General features: G+C 56.8%; 15 protein-coding genes and 1 tRNA gene. 8 read left to right on the top strand and 8 right to left on the bottom strand.

Features of this window, described 5'->3' with window-relative positions:
• The first annotated feature begins 13 nt into the window (after positions 1 to 13).
• Genes Q666_RS59815 through Q666_RS59805 form a run of 3 tightly spaced genes read left to right on the top strand, consistent with a single transcriptional unit; the run spans position 14 to position 2,283 of the window.
• Positions 14 to 346 (top strand): metalloregulator ArsR/SmtB family transcription factor, encoded by a 333-nt coding sequence (locus Q666_RS59815; protein ID WP_022997921.1) that lies wholly within the window; start codon positions 14 to 16, stop codon positions 344 to 346.
• Complete coding sequence (locus Q666_RS59810; protein WP_022997920.1) at positions 339 to 1,448, top strand: permease; 1,110 nt, start codon at positions 339 to 341, stop codon at positions 1,446 to 1,448. The genes Q666_RS59815 and Q666_RS59810 overlap by 8 nt, the downstream gene beginning before the upstream one ends.
• A gap of 10 nt (positions 1,449 to 1,458) precedes the next feature.
• Positions 1,459 to 2,283, top strand: coding sequence for a transglutaminase-like domain-containing protein (locus tag Q666_RS59805; protein WP_022997919.1), 825 nt, complete (start codon positions 1,459 to 1,461; stop codon positions 2,281 to 2,283).
• A 22-nt stretch (positions 2,284 to 2,305) separates the two neighbouring features.
• On the opposite strand, the gene Q666_RS59800 is transcribed toward Q666_RS59805, so the two are convergent.
• Complete coding sequence (locus Q666_RS59800; RefSeq protein ID WP_031268172.1) at positions 2,306 to 2,980, bottom strand: dimethylsulfonioproprionate lyase family protein; 675 nt, start codon at positions 2,978 to 2,980, stop codon at positions 2,306 to 2,308.
• A 194-nt stretch (positions 2,981 to 3,174) separates the two neighbouring features.
• Between Q666_RS59800 and Q666_RS59795 the strand changes: the two genes are divergently transcribed.
• Positions 3,175 to 4,272: an FAD-dependent oxidoreductase gene (locus tag Q666_RS59795; RefSeq protein WP_022997917.1), complete on the top strand. Its 1,098-nt coding sequence runs from the start codon at positions 3,175 to 3,177 to the stop codon at positions 4,270 to 4,272.
• A 62-nt stretch (positions 4,273 to 4,334) separates the two neighbouring features.
• Here Q666_RS59795 and Q666_RS59790 read toward each other — a convergent pair whose 3' ends face one another.
• The gene (locus Q666_RS59790; RefSeq protein WP_022997916.1) at positions 4,335 to 4,835 is read right to left on the bottom strand and encodes a cytochrome b/b6 domain-containing protein; all 501 of its coding nucleotides are present in this window, start codon (positions 4,833 to 4,835) and stop codon (positions 4,335 to 4,337) included.
• Positions 4,836 to 5,011: 176 nt separating this feature from the next.
• Here Q666_RS59790 and Q666_RS59785 point away from each other — a divergent pair, with 176 nt between their 5' ends.
• A complete protein-coding gene (locus tag Q666_RS59785; RefSeq protein WP_022997915.1) occupies positions 5,012 to 5,599 on the top strand; it encodes a GNAT family N-acetyltransferase in 588 nt (195 codons plus the stop codon).
• Between the two features lie 98 nt (positions 5,600 to 5,697).
• Here Q666_RS59785 and Q666_RS59780 read toward each other — a convergent pair whose 3' ends face one another.
• Positions 5,698 to 6,444 carry an SIMPL domain-containing protein gene (locus Q666_RS59780; protein WP_022997914.1) on the bottom strand — a complete coding sequence of 249 codons (747 nt, stop codon included), beginning with the start codon at positions 6,442 to 6,444 and terminating at the stop codon, positions 5,698 to 5,700.
• A gap of 150 nt (positions 6,445 to 6,594) precedes the next feature.
• A complete protein-coding gene (locus tag Q666_RS59775; protein WP_023014617.1) occupies positions 6,595 to 7,662 on the bottom strand; it encodes an AI-2E family transporter in 1,068 nt (355 codons plus the stop codon).
• A gap of 257 nt (positions 7,663 to 7,919) precedes the next feature.
• On the opposite strand from Q666_RS59775, the gene Q666_RS59770 reads away from it, so the two are divergent.
• From Q666_RS59770 to Q666_RS59760, 3 genes are all read left to right on the top strand, one after another.
• A tRNA-Ile gene (locus Q666_RS59770) sits at positions 7,920 to 7,996 on the top strand.
• A gap of 66 nt (positions 7,997 to 8,062) precedes the next feature.
• Entirely contained in the window at positions 8,063 to 9,742 is a 1,680-nt protein-coding gene (locus Q666_RS59765; RefSeq protein ID WP_022997912.1) for a site-specific integrase, read from the top strand.
• A gap of 632 nt (positions 9,743 to 10,374) precedes the next feature.
• Positions 10,375 to 11,067, top strand: a complete 693-nt coding sequence (locus Q666_RS59760; protein ID WP_022997911.1) for a hypothetical protein — start codon at positions 10,375 to 10,377, stop codon at positions 11,065 to 11,067.
• A gap of 40 nt (positions 11,068 to 11,107) precedes the next feature.
• Here the strand turns inward: Q666_RS59760 and Q666_RS59755 are convergent, their stop codons facing one another.
• From Q666_RS59755 to Q666_RS59735, 4 genes are all read right to left on the bottom strand, one after another.
• Positions 11,108 to 11,650: a recombinase family protein gene (locus tag Q666_RS59755; protein WP_022997910.1), complete on the bottom strand. Its 543-nt coding sequence runs from the start codon at positions 11,648 to 11,650 to the stop codon at positions 11,108 to 11,110.
• A gap of 136 nt (positions 11,651 to 11,786) precedes the next feature.
• Complete coding sequence (locus Q666_RS59750; RefSeq protein WP_022997909.1) at positions 11,787 to 13,220, bottom strand: hypothetical protein; 1,434 nt, start codon at positions 13,218 to 13,220, stop codon at positions 11,787 to 11,789.
• A 1,004-nt stretch (positions 13,221 to 14,224) separates the two neighbouring features.
• Positions 14,225 to 15,220 carry a site-specific integrase gene (locus Q666_RS59740; RefSeq protein ID WP_022997907.1) on the bottom strand — a complete coding sequence of 332 codons (996 nt, stop codon included), beginning with the start codon at positions 15,218 to 15,220 and terminating at the stop codon, positions 14,225 to 14,227.
• A gap of 107 nt (positions 15,221 to 15,327) precedes the next feature.
• Positions 15,328 to 16,107 (bottom strand): HNH endonuclease signature motif containing protein, encoded by a 780-nt coding sequence (locus Q666_RS59735; protein WP_161633189.1) that lies wholly within the window; start codon positions 16,105 to 16,107, stop codon positions 15,328 to 15,330.
• Between the last annotated feature and the right edge of the window lie 856 nt (positions 16,108 to 16,963).

Genomic DNA, 16,963 nt, shown 5'->3' with positions numbered 1-16,963 from the left:
AAATGAGGCGCAGATGGATCTGGAAATTGCAGCGCAAGGGTTTGCGGCACTGGGCTCGGAAGCCCGGTTGCAGGTGGTGTTGACCCTGGTGAAAGCCGGGCAGGGTGGTTTGACGGTCGGCGATATTCAGACCCGCACGGGCATGCCTGCGTCAACGCTTGCGCATCATCTGAAGTTTCTCGCCTCGGCAGGCCTGGTGTCCCAGGAAAAGGACGGCCGCTCAGTCATCAACCGGGCAGCCTATGGCCATCTGGAAAACCTTGCCGGTTACATCCTGAAAGAGTGCTGCGTGGACGAAAAGGGTTGTGAGTGCCCATCCCCGCAAAAGGAGCCCGCCGATGTCTGATACGATGAACAACCTTCGGCCGAGTGGCGGCGGCGCAAGTTGTTGCGCTCCGAAGACCGCCTGCTGCAACACGCCGGCTTCGAAATGGTCCCTGAAGTCTCTCGCCGTTTCGAAATACCTTCTGTCGACCTGGACGATTGTCGTCGGCGGTCCGTTGCTGGTGCTGTTGCTGGACCAGCCGCACTTCGTCGCTTTCGTAACCTTCGCGCTCTCCGCCTTCGCGGGAACATTGCCGTATATTGCTTTTGCCGTTGCTTTGATCGCCTGGCTCAAGGCGGCCGGCGCAGAGGCGTTTGTCGGACGTGCGTTCGAGGGACGCGAGACACAGGCAATCTTTCTCGCAGCCCTGTTTGGTGGTCTTGCACCGTTCTGTTCCTGCGAGGTCATCCCGTTTATTGCCGGTCTTCTGGCGGTTGGTGCGCCGTTGTCAGCCATCATGGCGTTCTGGCTGTCCTCTCCCTTGATTGACCCGCCGACATTGCTGATCACTGCCGGTGCACTGGGATGGCCCTTTGCCGTCGGCAAGGCGGTCTTTGCGGTGGCGCTGGGTCTTTTCGGCGGTTTTTCCGTTGCACTTGCGCTGCGTAGCGGCTTTCTGGCCAATCCGGTGAAAATCGGGGCGGCGACCGGTGGCTGCGGCTGTGGCGCTTCTGCGAAGACAGGGCGGCCGGTCTGGCAAATCTGGAAAGAGACCGAGCGCACCGACAAGTTCCGGATCGAACTGAAAGCCAATGCACTGTTTCTGATCAAGTGGCTGGCATTGGCGTATGTGCTGGAAGCAGCTCTCGTCACCTATGTCCCCGCAGACCTGATTGCGCAGGCTGTTGGCGGCGACGGGCTGGGGGCAATTCTTCTGTCCGCATTGATCGGCATGCCTGCCTATCTCAACAGCTACGTGGCACCGCCACTTCTGGCTGGTCTGATGGACCAGGGTATGAGCGCCGGTGCCGCGATGGCGTTCATGATTGCAGGCGCTGTCAGCTCGATCCCGGCAATGGCTGCCGTCTGGTCACTGGTCAGGCCGCAGGTCTTTGCCGCTTACATCGGTCTGGGATTTGCGGGTGCGGTGCTGTCAGGTCTTGTTTTCCAGCTGATCTTTTGAGGGAGTGACAATGCGTACGAACGTTTCTGTCACGGTCAGAGCCGATGAGGCTCGCCACAAGCTGCTGGTGCCGGTCGGCTTGCCGACGCCACACCAGATGCCTGTCGGTTTCGAGATCAAGGGCGGAAAGCTGGGCCTGGCCGGAGAAATCACTACCGGCCAGATGGTGGCCGTGGTGACGGTGGAACCCGGGGCAGACGTTGTGGTGAATTACGAATACCGCGACGAAGGGCCGGGCTATCCTGAAGCAGTGTTTGCGCCACTGCGCAACCGTTTTACCCGGGCAGCTCAAGATCTCGTCTATGATGCGATCAACATTGCCGACAGTCAGCCCGACGGTCACGCTGCCATTCAGGCGCTCGTCAACGCGGCGGCCGAAAAGTTCCGCTATGCCCATCCTCAGGTTCGTTTCAACGAGGGGTGCGAAGAAGTGCCCTATCTGTCGTGCGGGCTGACCGAAGGGTCCTGCGTCGACATCAACACCTACCTGATCGCCAGCCTGCGTGCCGCCGGCTTCGAAGCCGGTTACGTGACCGGATACTTTTTCCCGCAAGAAAAGAACGGCAGCTGCGACGACATGCACTGCTGGGTGGTGACACGGCATCAGGGCGTGGTGCTGGAGTGGGACATTGCCCATCACCTGAAGATGGGCACACGGGAGATCTGCTGCGGGCTCAACCCGAAGCCGGGTGACCGGGTTGCGCTGGCCCATTCGATGGGGCTGACATTTCCCGAACTGGGGATCTTCTGCGAAAAACTGATTGCAGAGCCCGTCTGGCTTTCGCCGGACGGGCTGGAAAAGGCGGAGATCACGATCCGACGGGATATCGTCTGACGTCGACAGGGGAGGAGGTCTCTCACCCCTTCTTGCGGCTGAAGACCATCTTCTGGTTGGCGAGGCGTTCCGGCGGGCCGATCCAGGCCCAGGCCAGAAGTGCCGGCTCCAGCTTGGACACGGTGATCCGGTGCATATGCTCCGGCGGGTTGAAGATCATCGAACCGGGGGCATAGACCCCCTGGTGATTTTCCGAAACCGCTCCTGAAACGCAGATATAGCTTTCCGATATGCCGCTGTGAGCGTGGGCCGGATATGTACAGCCCGGTGCGAACAGGACCAGGCCCAGAATGACGTCCGTCGTCAGAACCGGTCCGTTCGGTCCGCAGATTTCCGCGTAGGCATACGTCTTGTCGAGGCCGCGCGGCACTTTCTCGTAGCCATACTGCCAGATGAGATGGTCCCGGACACTTTCGATGGCGCGCACCAGCGGAGCGGTTCGCTCCTGCTTGCCCTCGTCAAGGGCACGCCGGAGATGTGCCGTCACGGGTTTGTGGGCCGGGGCATCGAAGCGCATTTCCGGATCGGATTTCAGCACCCGTCCAATTGCCTCGCGCACCGCGCGCTGATGAGCCCGAATCTTGTCGCTGCCACCGGACGAGAGGAACCGGTAGGCCTCGTAGAATTCCCGCAAAAGATAGCCCCAATCCGGGAACTCGGCGAGGCGGCGGCTGGCCAGAGGCTGTTCTTCCGACATGTTATTTTCCAGCACGGCTTGTCCTCCCGCACCCTGATCACGATCGGCCTGAGCCTATCGGAACGGAGCGTAGCGGCTTCTCTCTTTACGGCAACCGAAAATACATAACCGTCATGCGCGGTTTGCGTCAGAACGTCTCTTGCGCTCGCCGGACAGGCAGATAATCTGGCCCTCCATTCCGCAGGACAGAATTCATGACAGTTGTGATTGTTGGAGCCGGTATTTCCGGACTTTCCACCGCTTGGGCCCTGACAAAACGAGGCGTGCCCGTCACGCTTCTGGAACAGGGGCCAATCCCCAACCCGCTTTCGGCATCCGGTGACCAGCACCGTATCATCCGCCGGGCCTATGGCGGCCAGGGCGGCTATCAGCGCCGCATCGGCGATGCCTACGCGGCATGGGACGAGATGTGGAACGACCTGGGTGAGAAGCACCTCGCCGAAACGGGATTCATGCTGTTGTCGCAGGAACCGGGCGATGGCGGCGAGGTCTATCGGGACGGTCTGGTCGAGGGCGGCTATCCGTTCGAGGACCTGACACCGGAAGAAACGGCGAAACGGTTTCCCTTCGTTGATCCGGCGACGATCCGTTATGGCGCTGTCAGCGACGAGGGCGGCGTTCTGCTGTGCCAGAAAATTGCTGCCGGAGTGCGCGACTGGCTGATCGCCAAAGGAGCTGATGTGCGCGAAAACGCACAGGTGACTGCCGTCGACACATCCGCGGGCACGGTGACCCTTGCCGATGGCAGCACGGTCTCCGGAGAGCATGTGATCGTGACGGCCGGCGCCTGGACGCTGGGGCTCTTCCCGAAGCTGGACATCAGCCTGACGACTTACCGGACCGCGGTTGTCTATCTGACGCCGCCTGAAGATCTGCGCGAGGCCTGGGAACGATCGCCGGCGATTCTCGATCCGGGCGGGCCGATCGACGGTTACATCCTGCCTCCGGTCGCCGGAACCGGCCTCAAGTTCGGGGCGGGTATTCACAAGTACAAGGCTCCGCCGAACCAGGATCGGATACCGGTTGCAGGCGAAGGCGAGACCCTGCGCGACTATTTCTCTCCGCCGTTCGGCCGGATCAAGGAATACCGCGTCGATGACGTCGTCACCTGTGCCTACACCTTCACCTCAGACGAGCATTTCTTCGCAATGAGCGAAGGCAAGACCACTGTCGTCTCGGCCTGTTCCGGACATGGCTACAAGTTTGGTGCCGTCGTGGGGCAGAAACTGGCGGAAGGCTTTACCGGCAACGACATGGACGCTGCGCGCGTGTGGCTGGAAGCACGCGATTAAGTCATCTGGCGTAAAAAAGAAGGCTCCGGCTTGCGAGATTGCCGGAGCCTTTTCTGTTTCGGCTAGTGCCGGGAAGATACCATCCGCATCATGATGCCATCCTTCAGGGCAATATGATGGTAGAGCGCTCCCAGCACATGCAGTGCGATCAGCACGATGAAGAACGGCTTGCTCAATTCGTGGATTTCTTCCGCAGTGTGGATGCCGCCGTACCAGGCAAGAAGTCCGGTGATCGGTGCCAGCAACATGAGCAGATAGAGCAGGCCGTGGACACCCCTGGCGGCCAGTTCCTGGGCTCTTGAAGTGGGGAGCGGGGCAGGGACGCCGAATTTTGCCCGCACCAGAAGACGAATGACAGTCAAGGCCAGAACGGCAATGCCAACCCAGATGTGGGCGTTGGCCAGAAAGGCGGTTGCCGCATCCGGCACGCCGCCGTCGCGCAGCACATGTTTGAGATCGCCCATGCTTTCGCCGAAGATCAGCTGAAATAGGATCAGGGCGGCGATCACCCAGTGCAGAATGATATGGATCGGACTGTAGGACGCTGGCTGTGTCGTGGACATGGCGCGCTTTGGCTCCTCGCAAAGAAAAGAAATGCCAAATATTAGTGCCACGCCAGGGCAGGCAGAGGTATCGGGGATTTGTACTATTTGGTAACAGGTCCAGGCGGTTTTGCGACAATTGAAACAAACGGACCTGTGCCCAGCGGTCAGGCGGTTTTTGAAGGACGGGAGGCATCATGCCAGCTGAGATCAGAACGCTGACGGGCGAGGAATTGACAGCTGCGCTGAACGATCTTGCGCGCCTGAGGATATCCGTCTTCCGCAGCTGGCCATATCTCTATGAGGGGTCTCTGGAGTACGAAGCCGGATACCTGCAACGCTATGCCCGGACGGAGGGCGCGGTGATTGTCGGTGCATATGACGGCAGCCGGCTGGTTGGCGCGGCGACAGGTGAGCCGCTCGGAGCCGAACTGGAGGCTTTCAAAACCCCTTTCCTCAAGCAGGGACTGGATCCGGAGAACGTCTTCTACATGGCCGAATCCGTTCTGGATCCTGCCTACCGTGGCCAGGGCATCGGCCATCGCTTTTTTGACGAGCGCGAAGCGCACGCCAGGCGGCTCGGTTTCGGTGAAGCAGCCTTCTGTGCGGTGATCCGCCCGGACACGCACCCGCTGAAGCCGGCGGACTACGCCCCGCTCGATCCGTTCTGGCGCAAGCGCGGTTACGAAAAGCTGGAGGGTGTCGTCGTGACGTTTCCCTGGCGCGATGTCGGCGAGAACGAAGAAACCGACAAGCCGATGCAGGTTTGGCACCGGAACCTTTGAGGGAACCCGGCGACCCGCTGACCGGTGAACGAAGTTTTGGACAAAAGAAAACCGGGGCCTGGAAACCAGGTCCCGGTTTTTTTGTTTCCGGCGCGTGGTTACTGCAGCGTCCAGCGGATGGTGACATTCGCGCTGATGGTTTCCTCGCCCGCCTCGATCGGCACATCGGCGGATTTGGCCATCATCATGCCCTCGGCCCGCATCATGTACGGGCGCGGCATTTCTGTACCGGTTTCCGTGATGTCGGCAATGGCGCCGAGATCGACACCGGCAGCGGCAGCAAAGATGCCTGCCTTGTGCCGAGCGTCCTCGACGGCCTTCTTGCGGGCTTCATCCAGTATCTCGTCGGCATTGCTGACTTCAAAGCGGATGGAATCGACCGAGTTTGCACCGCTTTCGACGACAAGCGTCAACAGCCCGCCAAGCTTGGCCAGATCGCGGATCTTGACCTCAACGCCGTTGCGAACCTCATAACCGGCAATATCCGGCTGGCTGCTGGAGTTCTTGGAGTGATCGTAGCGCGGGTAGATGCCGAACCCCTTGGTCTGGATGTCCTTGGCTTCGATGCCGTTTGCTTTCACCGCTTCAATGACCTTGGCGATTGCGGCGCTGTTTTCAGCCAGAACATCGGCAGTGGATTTGCCGGTGGTGACGACGCTTGCGGAAATGACGGCCATGTCGGGGGCAACGGAAACTGCACCGCGGCCCTGCATGGTGATCGTGCCGGCCGGCGCCGGGGAATCCTGCGCGACAGCCGGCGCGGCACTCACGAGCGCGGCACTGAGGCCAGCGGCCAGAACAGCCTTGCGCAGCAGGGAGACGGAGGGGAAAAGAGGGGCATTCATATGAACTTATCCTTGATGGAAACAGTTTGTTCGATGGCCGGACACTCGCTTGTGATTGCGGCGGCGTAATGACGGTTGTGTTCATCTGCCGTTCATCGGTAAAACCCGGCAGATGTCCTCGAAGGTCGTTTGAAAATCTTCCCCGGAGGCCTAACCCGTGGTGCCGGTCTTGCCCGACAGGCCGCCGACCTCGCCGGTCTGCGACAACAGAATCGCAATCGGCCTGGAACCTTCGAAACGGGCGCAGACGATCACGATCATCACCGTCAGCGGGACGCACAGAACCATGCCGACAACACCCCAGATCGCCCCCCAGAAGGCCAGCGACAACATGATGACGAGGCCTGACAGATTGAGGTTGGATCCCATCAGGCGCGGTTCGACCAGATTGCCGATGGTGAACTGGATGAGGCCGAGGCCCGTCGCAATCGCGATGAAGGGACCCAGCGTGTCGTAATAGACCACCGCCAGGAGGCTCGGAAAGATCACGCCGATCAGCGAACCGATGGTTGGAATGTAGTTGAGCAGAAAGGCGATGAAGCCGAACAAGGCCGCGTAAGGCAGGCCGATGGCGATCAGAACAAGGCTGGTCAAAACGCCCGTGGCAACGGAGACGGCGGTCTTGATCGAGAAATAATGCATGATCGAGCGGTTGATCTCGGCCCGCATGGCAAACGCGGCTTCAGCCCGCTCGGGCGAAGGAAACAGGCGTTCGAACTTGCGGTCGAATGTCGACTGCTCGAGCACCAGGAACAGGACGTAGATGAACACAAGACTGGCCGACCCGGCCAGCGTCGTCACCAGGCTCGCCCCCGCGGTCACCATGCGCGGCACGATGGAATCGGGCAGAAGGTCCTTCAACTCGATCGGATCATTAAGGTGCAGTTGGGTGGATGCCTGGGTGAAGAGTTCTTCCAGCCGCCGCTGATAGGTTGGTGCGTCCAGTGCAAGCTGGGTGAGATTGACGGTCACGATGTCGAGCACCACGGTGCTGGCAAAGAAGATCGTCAGCAGCGCCAGTGAAAACGACACCAAACGGGGCAGGCGCCAGCGGCCAAGCGGAATATGCGCAAAGACATGTGCCAGCGAGTTGATCATGTACCAGACGATCAGCGCGATCACGAACGGCAGGATGAGGGACCGCCCGACCACCAGCAGCCAACCGATCATGCACACAAGCAGGACACTCAGCGTGGCGGTGAGAAGCGGTGATCGCATGGTGGCTCCGGCGGGCGAGTTTGGCAGGTCTGTTCCCCGGGCGACTCGTCAAAGGCCCGGCTGCCTCATTTAGACCCGATGGCGCAGGCGAACGGAACCGCTTTTTCCATCAAGGCGATCCAGACCTTTTGAGAAACGCTTCCACCGCGCCAGTTTCCCAACCTTTTTCACCCTGCCGTTGCAAAGCACTTGCCCCGGAGATTGGCCATGGTATAGGGAACCAGACGCAGGGCCTTGCAAAGGCTTCGCCCTGCCGTGGGCCTGTAGCTCAATTGGTTAGAGCCGTCCGCTCATAACGGATTGGTTGGGGGTTCGAGTCCCTCCAGGCCCACCATTTCCTTTAAAATCAATGCCTTAGTCGCTGTTTTGCCGTGGTGGGACATCATGGTGGAACATCGCGATGATTATTCCAGGCTACCTAAGCCGCTCTAGGCACGGCGTTTTCTACTTCCGCTGGCCCTATCCGAAGGACCTTCATCCTCAGACACAGTCATCAACAATCAAGGTGTCGCTGAACACGAGAGATCTGCAAATTGCTCTGTCGCTAAGCATGGACCTGAGATACGAAGCAAAGAAGGTACTTCTGTTCGGACTTCGTCACAGGATGACATACGAAGAGATCCGCAGGCTGATAAAGCAGCACTTCACGCGACTTCTCGATAGCAAATTCAAGAGCATCGCGGTACATGGCCGGCTGCCGTCAGACGTGGTCCTGGCGTTGCAGAATGGTGCGACATTCGCCCAGCAGATTTTGGATGGATCGGATGATGACCTGATCGGTTCTGCCGAAGCGGTGAGGGACCTGCTCGCTAAAGAACAGGGACAAGTCGCTGTTGACGGGGCCGACTTCGAAACGGTTCGCACGGAGTACGTTCGCGGATACCGGGAGTACTGCAACGAAGTCCTGGCGCATGATCAGACCTACGAAACGATTGATCTGCGGACGACAGATACCCCGCAGACTTCCTTGTCAGATCCGAGGCTGTCGCGACCAGCACCATTGTGTGCTTCCACGGTAACTCTGGCAGATGTGATCAAGACCTACTCGGAAGAGGCCGGTGTAGGTGCGCAGTGGGCACCCAAGACCGAGTTGGAAAAGCGAGGGCACTTCGACCTGATCTGCGAGGTGCTTGGCAGTAGCAAAGATCTTTCAGCGATAACGCGAAACGACGCGCAGGCGGTGAAGAAGGTACTGCTGAAGTACCCGACGAACCGACACAAGAACCCGAAGACACGCGGTAGGCCCCTGTCGGAGGTTCTGGAGTTGAGGGATGTCGCAACTCTGAATGTGCAGACCATCAACAAGTACCTTCAGACCTACGGCACGATGTTCGAGTGGGCGCTTCGCAACGGGTATTTGGAGAAGAACCACTTTCAAGGGCTGACGATCAGGCAGAGTTCCAAGAACAAGACAGACCGAAAACACTTCGATCAAAAACAGGTGGCAACCATCATGGAAGCACTTGTCGGACCGGATACGCCGCTGGTGCGGAAGCCCTATCAAAAATGGGGGCCGCTCATCGCTTTGTTCACGGGAATGCGGCTCGGTGAAGTGTCTCAGCTCAACCTCTCAGACCTCAAACAGGAGGGCAGTATCTGGTACTTCGATGTGAACGACGAGGGCGACAAGAACGTGAAGTCCGCTGCTGGCATTCGCACGGTACCAGTGCATGTGCGGCTGATGGACCTGGGGCTGTTGTCGTATGTCGAGGAGCTCAAGACCAGAGGAGCTACAAGGTTGTTCCCGGAGTTCACCTACACCAAGAACAATGGTTACGGCCGCAACCTTGGTCGCTGGTTCAACGAGAAGTTCTTGCCTGCGCTGTCGCTAAAGTCAGAGGAGTTGGTGTTCCATAGCCTACGGCACACTGTAATTACGAACATGCTGCAGCAGAACGTTCCGATGTCGATTGTCCAGGCGTTAGTCGGACATGAAGCAGGTAGCGTGACAGACCAACATTACCATGGTGGTTACACAATGGAGCAGTTGCACGATGCTATCCATAAGCTGCCCTATGGCTGGCACACCGACAATGTAGTTCAGATACAAGTCAGACGTGATGCTGTCGTCGAGATGTAGTTGATCAAAAAGGATAGATACAAACAGTGTATCTGTTGCCTGATCTGATTGTTGTAATGCAGTCATTTGATTGAGTGTCCGGAATTGTTGTAGTATTGCTATATTTTATGGTAGCTAATAATGTATCTATTATTATAGTTGTCTTAATAGATATCATCAGATCGTATCTAGTATCTATAACCTGACCTAGATTGTCTGAGTTGTATCTGTATCCCGTCCCAAGCCGAGCCTGCGTGACCTCGGCGCGACCGATACAAGGGGTGTAATCCCAGTATCGGTCGGCTCTGGCCCTGCGGTGTCGCGGCAGCCAGTGGGACGGGAACGCATCAGCGACAATCTAGGGAACCTGTCTGGTTTCCTGACCTGAGTTGCCTTGAGCGTGATCTTGTAGAGCCCGTCGATAGTTTTCTATCTAATACGAGACAGCGAGGCGTGACCTTCCAATTGAGCTGATCCCTTGCAGCGGTCGCAGGCGGGACTTTGCGACTGGCCTAGTCGCATCAAAGGGCAGTTATTGTGCACGAAGGTAGGCTTCTTGCGTAATGGATCATTTGTGGCGAAAGTGCAGGATCCTCATATTGCAACCTTATGCGCCTGTTCTAGGGTGCCCAACCGAAAAACTGAGGCGTGTAATGTTCAACAAGACCTGGGCGAATGTGTTCCTCGCACTGTCCGTGCTTTTCCTTGGGGCCTTCGGGTACTTCCTCTGGGCAGATGGCAATGGGCAGATGACCTCATTGATCGCAGTGGCATTATGCTTGGTGGCATCCCGCTTCGGCGACCTGAAAACGCTTAAAGTTACACCGGGTAGTGTTCATGCAGAAATGCAATCGGTAGTAAAAGAGGCGAAGGCTACTATTGATCAGCTTCATTCTCTCGCGATCAGCCAGTCGAAATTCATGCTTCAGATGAACCAAGCGGAGGGACGTTGGGGGGGAGCTTCACGCGCAGAGAAAGACCGAATTCGATCCGAAATCCTGTCCATTCTTGTGAAGCTTGAAGTCGATAGGGACGCAATCGAAGAGGTGAAATCCGTTGAGTATCCCTACCAGCACTTCGACTACTGTAGTGCCGTAACCAAGAACTTGAAGGGAGCTTCAGGATTGGGTCTCTCCCCCGCACAACAAGAAAAGTTCAACGCGTTTTTCTCTAGTGACATCAGGAAGGGCATTGGCTTCGAGCCTAGCCCCAACGAACTCGAAGAGTTCCTCCAAGAGAACGACCTAATCGACGACGAGGTGAAGGAACGACTTTTGGACTATCGGCAGTTTCACGAACACCAAACGCACAGGCGAAAGAGCGACTACGTGTTGGGTTCTGAGTGAGTGGCGAAGGGTGACAGCTCCATAAAGGGCTGACGCACGATCACGTTGCCAGCGCGCGGTACACAGACGCCCTACCGATCTTGAGCCGCTTCGCGATCTCGGAGGCTCCCAGTCCCTCGACCTTCAGTTTTTTTACCTGTTCGACGTCCACGCTCGGCTTTCGCCCCCTGTAAACGCCTTTGGCCTTGGCCTTGGCGATGCCTTCCATCTGACGCTCCCGGCGGATGTTGGTTTCGAACTCCGCGAACACGCCCAGCATGCCTAGAAACGCCCTGCCAGCAGCCGATTTGGTGTCGATAGGCTGCTCCGTAGCCTGAAGGTCAACGCCGCGCTCCTGAAGCTCCCTGACGATGTCCTGAAGGTCTCCGATGGAACGGGCGAGGCGATCAATACGAGTGACCATAAGTGTGTCACCTTCGCGCAGGAACTCCAGCAGTGCGTTCAGCTCTGTCCGGCCAACTCGAGAGCTCCCGCTGACCTTCTCCTCCCGTACGATCTCGCACCCGGCCTTCTTGAGGGCTTCTACCTGGATGGAAGGGTCCTGCTCGATTGTGCTCACCCGAGCGTATCCGTATTGGGTCATGACAGCCTCTGTCTCAGTAGGGTCTAGACCCTTTACAGCAAGTGTCTCAGAATTGTCAATATGATCTTATTGGGACGGTTGTTCTGTCTCGTCAGACTGTCTCTCTGGAGTGTACTCGATTGAAACAACGCAATGATTATTTGCGCTTGCTCGCTGAAGCTTTCGGGGTTGCGTCTATAACAACAATCTCGGAGGCTTGTTCACCGGCAGCCAGGCGGTCGGCTCGAATTTTTTGAATGGTATTCAGTTTGTCACCCATATCGCCATAGTCCATGATGACGAATACGCCTCTATTCGTTCGTGCTGCCTCTTTGTATATCTCTAGTTGTTTTTCGTATCCGTGAACTACTGTTCCGGATGATCTTTTCATCTCAACAACAACTCTTGCGTTGTATCCTTGTGAGTATTTGAAGTCCATAGGGCCGCCCCCCATGTTTGCTTCGGGGCTAATGTCGATGTTGTTGGCTTCGCAGTAGCTGTCGGCGATTGCATAGTATATTAGTTGAGCTGCGCGTTCTTTTTTGGGTTTGTCGCCAATCCAAAGCTCCTCCCAGAGGTTGCCGTGCTCGACATGTTGCTTGAACATGTTCAGTGTGTCTCTAACAACCTCCTCGATCACCGTGACCCCTCCGGCAAGATCGTACTTCTTCGTGCTCTCGAATGCCTTGAGATCAGAGCTCAAGATTTCTTTTAGCTTGTAGTAGCCGAGTGCGTCATCGTTGGGGTCGTAGTTGCTAGTTATTCCCTTTAAGGCTGCAAGGAGCGCGTTCAACGCATCTGGCGACTGCAGTGCCGCCCTCTTGAGTGCCTCTTTGCGCTCGGCCACAGTCGGCGTTGCTATACCGGCAAGCAACGCGTTTACCCGATCCCTGATATCGCGATTGGCGGCTGCGGCTTCGTCTATTTCAGACCAGTCTTTGGCGTCGGGCAGTGCTCGAACAATGTCTTCAGGTACCAGTACGAGGGCTCGCTCTTTACCAGCTGCCGAAGTGTAGTGTGGCAAGGCTATGGTCTTTGCGCCCGTGGATAGTTTGGTGGGGATGCCTAATTCTCCGCACACTTCGTTGGTCAACGTGGAGAGTTGAGGCTCGATAACTCGCGAAGTCAGGTCGCTTATTGTGTCAGGTCCAACTTGCTCCTCAAAGAAACCCATCAGTGAGATCATTTCGGGGTCTCTTGCCCCGAGCTCGATTATGTCCTTCGTCGTTCGAAGGATTGTGTCTCGCAGCTCTTCGGGTCTGGATGTGCCTGCTCTGTCACTCCCGCCGTACCCAAGTCCATTGGCGGGCGGCTCTTCAAGGCTCAGAAGTTTCTGAGCGCCCTTCCATGCGGCGTCACCTTCCCCTTGGCTGATGATGAGTAGTCGAATAACTTTCGTGAAATGATCTCGGAAGGCGTTGTAGGCGTCTGTTCGAATGACTTCGAAACTCGACTTGTCCAGCAAGATGGGGTCGACAAACAACTGTGTGTCAACGTTCAGGAATGGGTCGACTATTCCTCTTTTTTTGAGTTCGGCTTCATCAATATTGAAGTGCTCGGAGAAAAGTATTGGGTCTTTTATTTTTGCCATTTATCAATTGCCTCGCAAAGAGAGACAACATCTTGCAACCCATATAGCTAGGATGCAATCAGAAACTGTATAAGTGCCGGTGGAGGGGATGCCTATTCAAGGTCACTCAATTGCTTGCTGCGGAATGGCGCTCGGCGGCGCTTTGGTTCGCGCTGATATGAGAGGGGTATGGGGGGCGTCATGACTGACGTGGGTTTAGATACCCCCGCGAAAAATCTCGTCGTAAAAACCGGATCGACCTATGGATCGTAACCGTTCCGACACGGTTCGCAAGGCCCCTGTGAGCCTCTGGGAGCGTCACTGGCTGCGATCTACGGTGTGGCCGCTATGGAGCACCCCAGAGCCTTTGGAGCTCGTCCTGTGGTCGCTGTTTTGTTCTGCCACTCAGCGGGTGCGGGCGCTCTCAACCTCTTGCCAGGCGCAGTCTTGCAGTTCCCTGCTGTCGCGTCCGCAGAACCAAATCGTTGCTGGTATTTGCCAGTGCGCCAACGTCTGCTCCGCGAGATACCGGTGCCGTAAACAGGGGCTAGAGGTCTTCGCTTCTTTGCAGATTAGTATGATGCCAGGTCGCAGGTTTAGCTCACTGGCATAGTACAAGCTTTGACCAACAGCCTCAGCCCACTTCTCGCTGAAGTCCACCTCGATAGCCAAGTCTTCAGACACGCAGTCTACCTCTGTCCGAGTTGGTAGTTGCACGCTCGTGTTGAACTCGTTGCACAACACTATCTGGTACTCTTTCTCAGACCTGTTTGACGTGCCGCGATTGCTCTCTGCGAGCGCCGTCGTGACACCTAGAGTGTAGACGCAGGCAACCGCTAACAGGTATGCCAAATTGCAACCAGCTTGCATTGGTTGTTGCATCAGTCAGTTCCTTGTGATCATTGCCTGTTTTCAGCTACAGTGGGGTCACTGCGATGTGAAAGCTTGAGCTGACACCATTGCTACTGCAACAGCGACAGAGTTCAAGTACATCGCCCAAAAACGGTGCCTGCTGAAGGTGATGACTAAAGTTTGTCTATCGAGCTCTTGTGCTCAGATCGGTCCACATGTGCGTACCGCTGCACCATCGCAATGCTCCTCCAGCCTCCCAGCTGCTGCAACACCCGCAAGTCCTTGTTTGCCATGTAGTGCCAAGTTGCCCATGTGTGCCGACAACCGTGCGGAGTGAAATGCTCAAGTCCAGCGTGACGTACTGCAGTCTGGAACGCTGATTTGATCCGTGTGCCAGCGGACGTGTCCAGCTCTACGTCCTTCTTCGGCTTTGTGTACGGTTGCTGGTTTTGTTTCCGGAATACCGCGCCAGATCTGTGTGGTAGGTCTGACAAAGCCTCCACCACACGCACGTGTAGTGGTACCCCGCGAGCCTCTCCGTTCTTTGTCCGAATGAACGAGACGTGTCGCCGCTCAAGGTCCACCTGCTTCCAATCGAGGTACAAAGCCTCCCCGGTCCTGGCCCCGGTGTACAGCATGAACAGCACCAGAGGTCGTAGTGACGGATTACAGGCCGCTAGGAGGCGTTCGGCTTCGTTCTTGGTCAACCAGCGTGGCGACGAGGCTGGCGGCTGCCTGGGACGCATCACAGTACGTTTGCTGCACCATCCTTTGCCAGCGGCGTGGTTCAACACAGCGGAGACCGGAGAATAGAACTGCCGGTTCTGTGTCGAAGGTGCACAATGCCGGTACAGTTTCATCGCGGACATATCGATTGCGTCTTGCGAGAGCGTCGAGAGCTTGTTGTCACCGAGGGCACAGATGATCCGATGCAGGAACCGCGCTTCTCCACCTCTCGCGATGTAGTCCTCTGCAGCGTCCCGGAAGGTCTTCACCGAGGCGGGGCCGTAGATCGAAGCTTTCAGTAATTCCGCTTCACGGACAGCCATGATCTCCTGAGCGGTGGCCTTCGAGGTAACGCGGGTGCTTTCATAGACCTGCTGTCCGCGTACCGTACCTCTGATGTACCAGTACGGACGTTTGTTCCTTTTGATGAGCTTTAACGACATGATGTTCTCCGAGCTTCTTGGCTCGAAGCATTCAGCCCATCCATGGATAAATCAAGTATTTATTTGTGTAATTATCAAGCAATCATCAGGTATATTATTCAGCTTACTTATAGATCTGCTCTCTTTTTGTGATTAAGTACACGATCAACTGCTTTAATTATCGCCAGTCTTAACTTGTTTCTATTTGCGCCACTGTGAAGTTCTCGATGGCAGTTCGGGCAGACAGCGACCGCGTTACATACTGTGTCAGGTCCGCCCTCTGCCAGTGGTCTGACGTGATGTACCTCCAGGAATGGGCTGCCGTCGTCCCGTTTGAACGGTGCCGGTTTTCGACAAAGCTCGCAGATACCCTGGGCTTGTGCTTCCACCCACGCCTGAACGACAGGATCTCTTTTGTAGGTACTCGCCGTCCTCGGCGCTTTATCTACCGTTTGATGTCCTGGTGGAGGTCCAGCGTCTGCACCACCGCCTCGTTTCAGTTTCACTCGTTCTGACTGCAGTCGGACCTCGAAGTCCTCAGGGTCTGCTACAGGTGCTTCGTGAATGTCCTGTCGGCCAAACACTTCGTTGATTATGCGAATAAGTACCGTCGCAGGTCTGCCGATGTGGCCTAGCGGCTTGTAACCGTCGATTACATCCATGCCGAGCGCCTTCATCAGGTACGAGATGTTATGCATTCTGCGCTCGTAGGCACTCTCGGTTCTGCCTGTCAGCTCTGAAGCTAGTACCGCTCTTCTAACTTCGGACTTGTTCACAGGTGTACCGGTCAACTCTGCAGTTAATATCGAGTGGTACGCCACCACGCATGCTCGCAACTCTTGCTCAGTCCAGCCCTTCTGGCTGCCTGCTGCAACAATGCCACCGTTCGAAGCATGCTGGTCTGCCATGTGTTGGATCTCCCCTCGAGCGTTTGTCGTTCTCAGTACAACCCCGCCAGGAGACATGAAAGGGGTAGTTGCACGGCTCGCTGCGTGTGTGTTTCAATGACGCTACCGACTGGAACGAAGAAGAAGCACAGAACTGCCCTGAACAAGAAGCCCAAAACGGTGACAAGCCGTCCGTCGGGTTGAACGTCGTCGCATGACGCGTCGGCGAATAACCATGAACGGAGAATTACAATGCGATACGCGATTGTTGATGGTCAGCGCCGAGAAGCGGCTCGTGGCCTTGAAGGAACGTGCCCGGGCTGTGGTGACCCGCTACAGCCCCGCTGCGGAGAAGTTCGTGTTCACCATTGGGCGCACCGTGGCACGCGGCACTGTGACCACTGGTGGGAACCTGAGACGCCCTGGCACCGCGCGTGGAAAGACGCATTCCCTGCGGACTGGCAGGAGGTCCGTCAGCAAGCCACTAACGGAGAATGGCACATAGCAGACGTCAAGAGCCCCCACAGAGGCGTTCTTGAATTTCAACACTCCCACATAAGCCTGGATGAACGGCGCTCCCGAGAGTGGTTCTATGGACGCATGGTATGGGTGGTGGATGGTCTCAGGCTAAAACGTGACCTACCGGCATTCGAAGAGGCGCTACAGTCCCGTCACGCCGCGTCCTCAAGACCGATCCTTTACGACGTACCCATAGTGGGCAATCATCTGCTGGCTCGTTGGCTTGATAGTCACGTGTCTGTTTTTTTCGACTTTGGTGACCACGACTGGGGGAACCTGTCAAAGAGGGCTCGGGAGCCGATTGTGTGGTGGTTCCGTGGCGAAAGAAGCCACTCTCACGCGCGTTTGGTGCCTGTGC

This window comes from Labrenzia sp. C1B70 (assembly GCF_000475395.1).
In the GTDB taxonomy this organism is placed as follows: Bacteria; Pseudomonadota; Alphaproteobacteria; order Rhizobiales; family Stappiaceae; genus Roseibium; species Roseibium algicola.
Note: the sequence above shows the minus strand (reverse complement) of the source record. Positions and strands in the feature narration are given on the sequence as shown.

Bases quoted from the DNA above. Each gene is read 5' to 3' on its own strand.
- Q666_RS59785 (WP_022997915.1), top strand. From the start codon at position 5,012: ATGCCAGCTGAGATCAGAACGCTGACGGGCGAGGAATTGACAGCTGCG.
- Q666_RS59760 (WP_022997911.1), top strand. From the start codon at position 10,375: ATGTTCAACAAGACCTGGGCGAATGTGTTCCTCGCACTGTCCGTGCTT.
- Q666_RS59780 (WP_022997914.1), bottom strand. From the start codon at position 6,444: ATGAATGCCCCTCTTTTCCCCTCCGTCTCCCTGCTGCGCAAGGCTGTT.
- Q666_RS59740 (WP_022997907.1), bottom strand. From the start codon at position 15,220: ATGTCGTTAAAGCTCATCAAAAGGAACAAACGTCCGTACTGGTACATC.
- Q666_RS59810 (WP_022997920.1), top strand. From the start codon at position 339: ATGTCTGATACGATGAACAACCTTCGGCCGAGTGGCGGCGGCGCAAGT.
- Q666_RS59735 (WP_161633189.1), bottom strand. From the start codon at position 16,107: ATGGCAGACCAGCATGCTTCGAACGGTGGCATTGTTGCAGCAGGCAGC.
- Q666_RS59815 (WP_022997921.1), top strand. From the start codon at position 14: ATGGATCTGGAAATTGCAGCGCAAGGGTTTGCGGCACTGGGCTCGGAA.
- Q666_RS59755 (WP_022997910.1), bottom strand. From the start codon at position 11,650: ATGACCCAATACGGATACGCTCGGGTGAGCACAATCGAGCAGGACCCT.
- Q666_RS59750 (WP_022997909.1), bottom strand. From the start codon at position 13,220: ATGGCAAAAATAAAAGACCCAATACTTTTCTCCGAGCACTTCAATATT.
- Q666_RS59805 (WP_022997919.1), top strand. From the start codon at position 1,459: ATGCGTACGAACGTTTCTGTCACGGTCAGAGCCGATGAGGCTCGCCAC.
- Q666_RS59775 (WP_023014617.1), bottom strand. From the start codon at position 7,662: ATGCGATCACCGCTTCTCACCGCCACGCTGAGTGTCCTGCTTGTGTGC.
- Q666_RS59800 (WP_031268172.1), bottom strand. From the start codon at position 2,980: ATGTCGGAAGAACAGCCTCTGGCCAGCCGCCGCCTCGCCGAGTTCCCG.
- Q666_RS59795 (WP_022997917.1), top strand. From the start codon at position 3,175: ATGACAGTTGTGATTGTTGGAGCCGGTATTTCCGGACTTTCCACCGCT.
- Q666_RS59765 (WP_022997912.1), top strand. From the start codon at position 8,063: ATGATTATTCCAGGCTACCTAAGCCGCTCTAGGCACGGCGTTTTCTAC.
- Q666_RS59790 (WP_022997916.1), bottom strand. From the start codon at position 4,835: ATGTCCACGACACAGCCAGCGTCCTACAGTCCGATCCATATCATTCTG.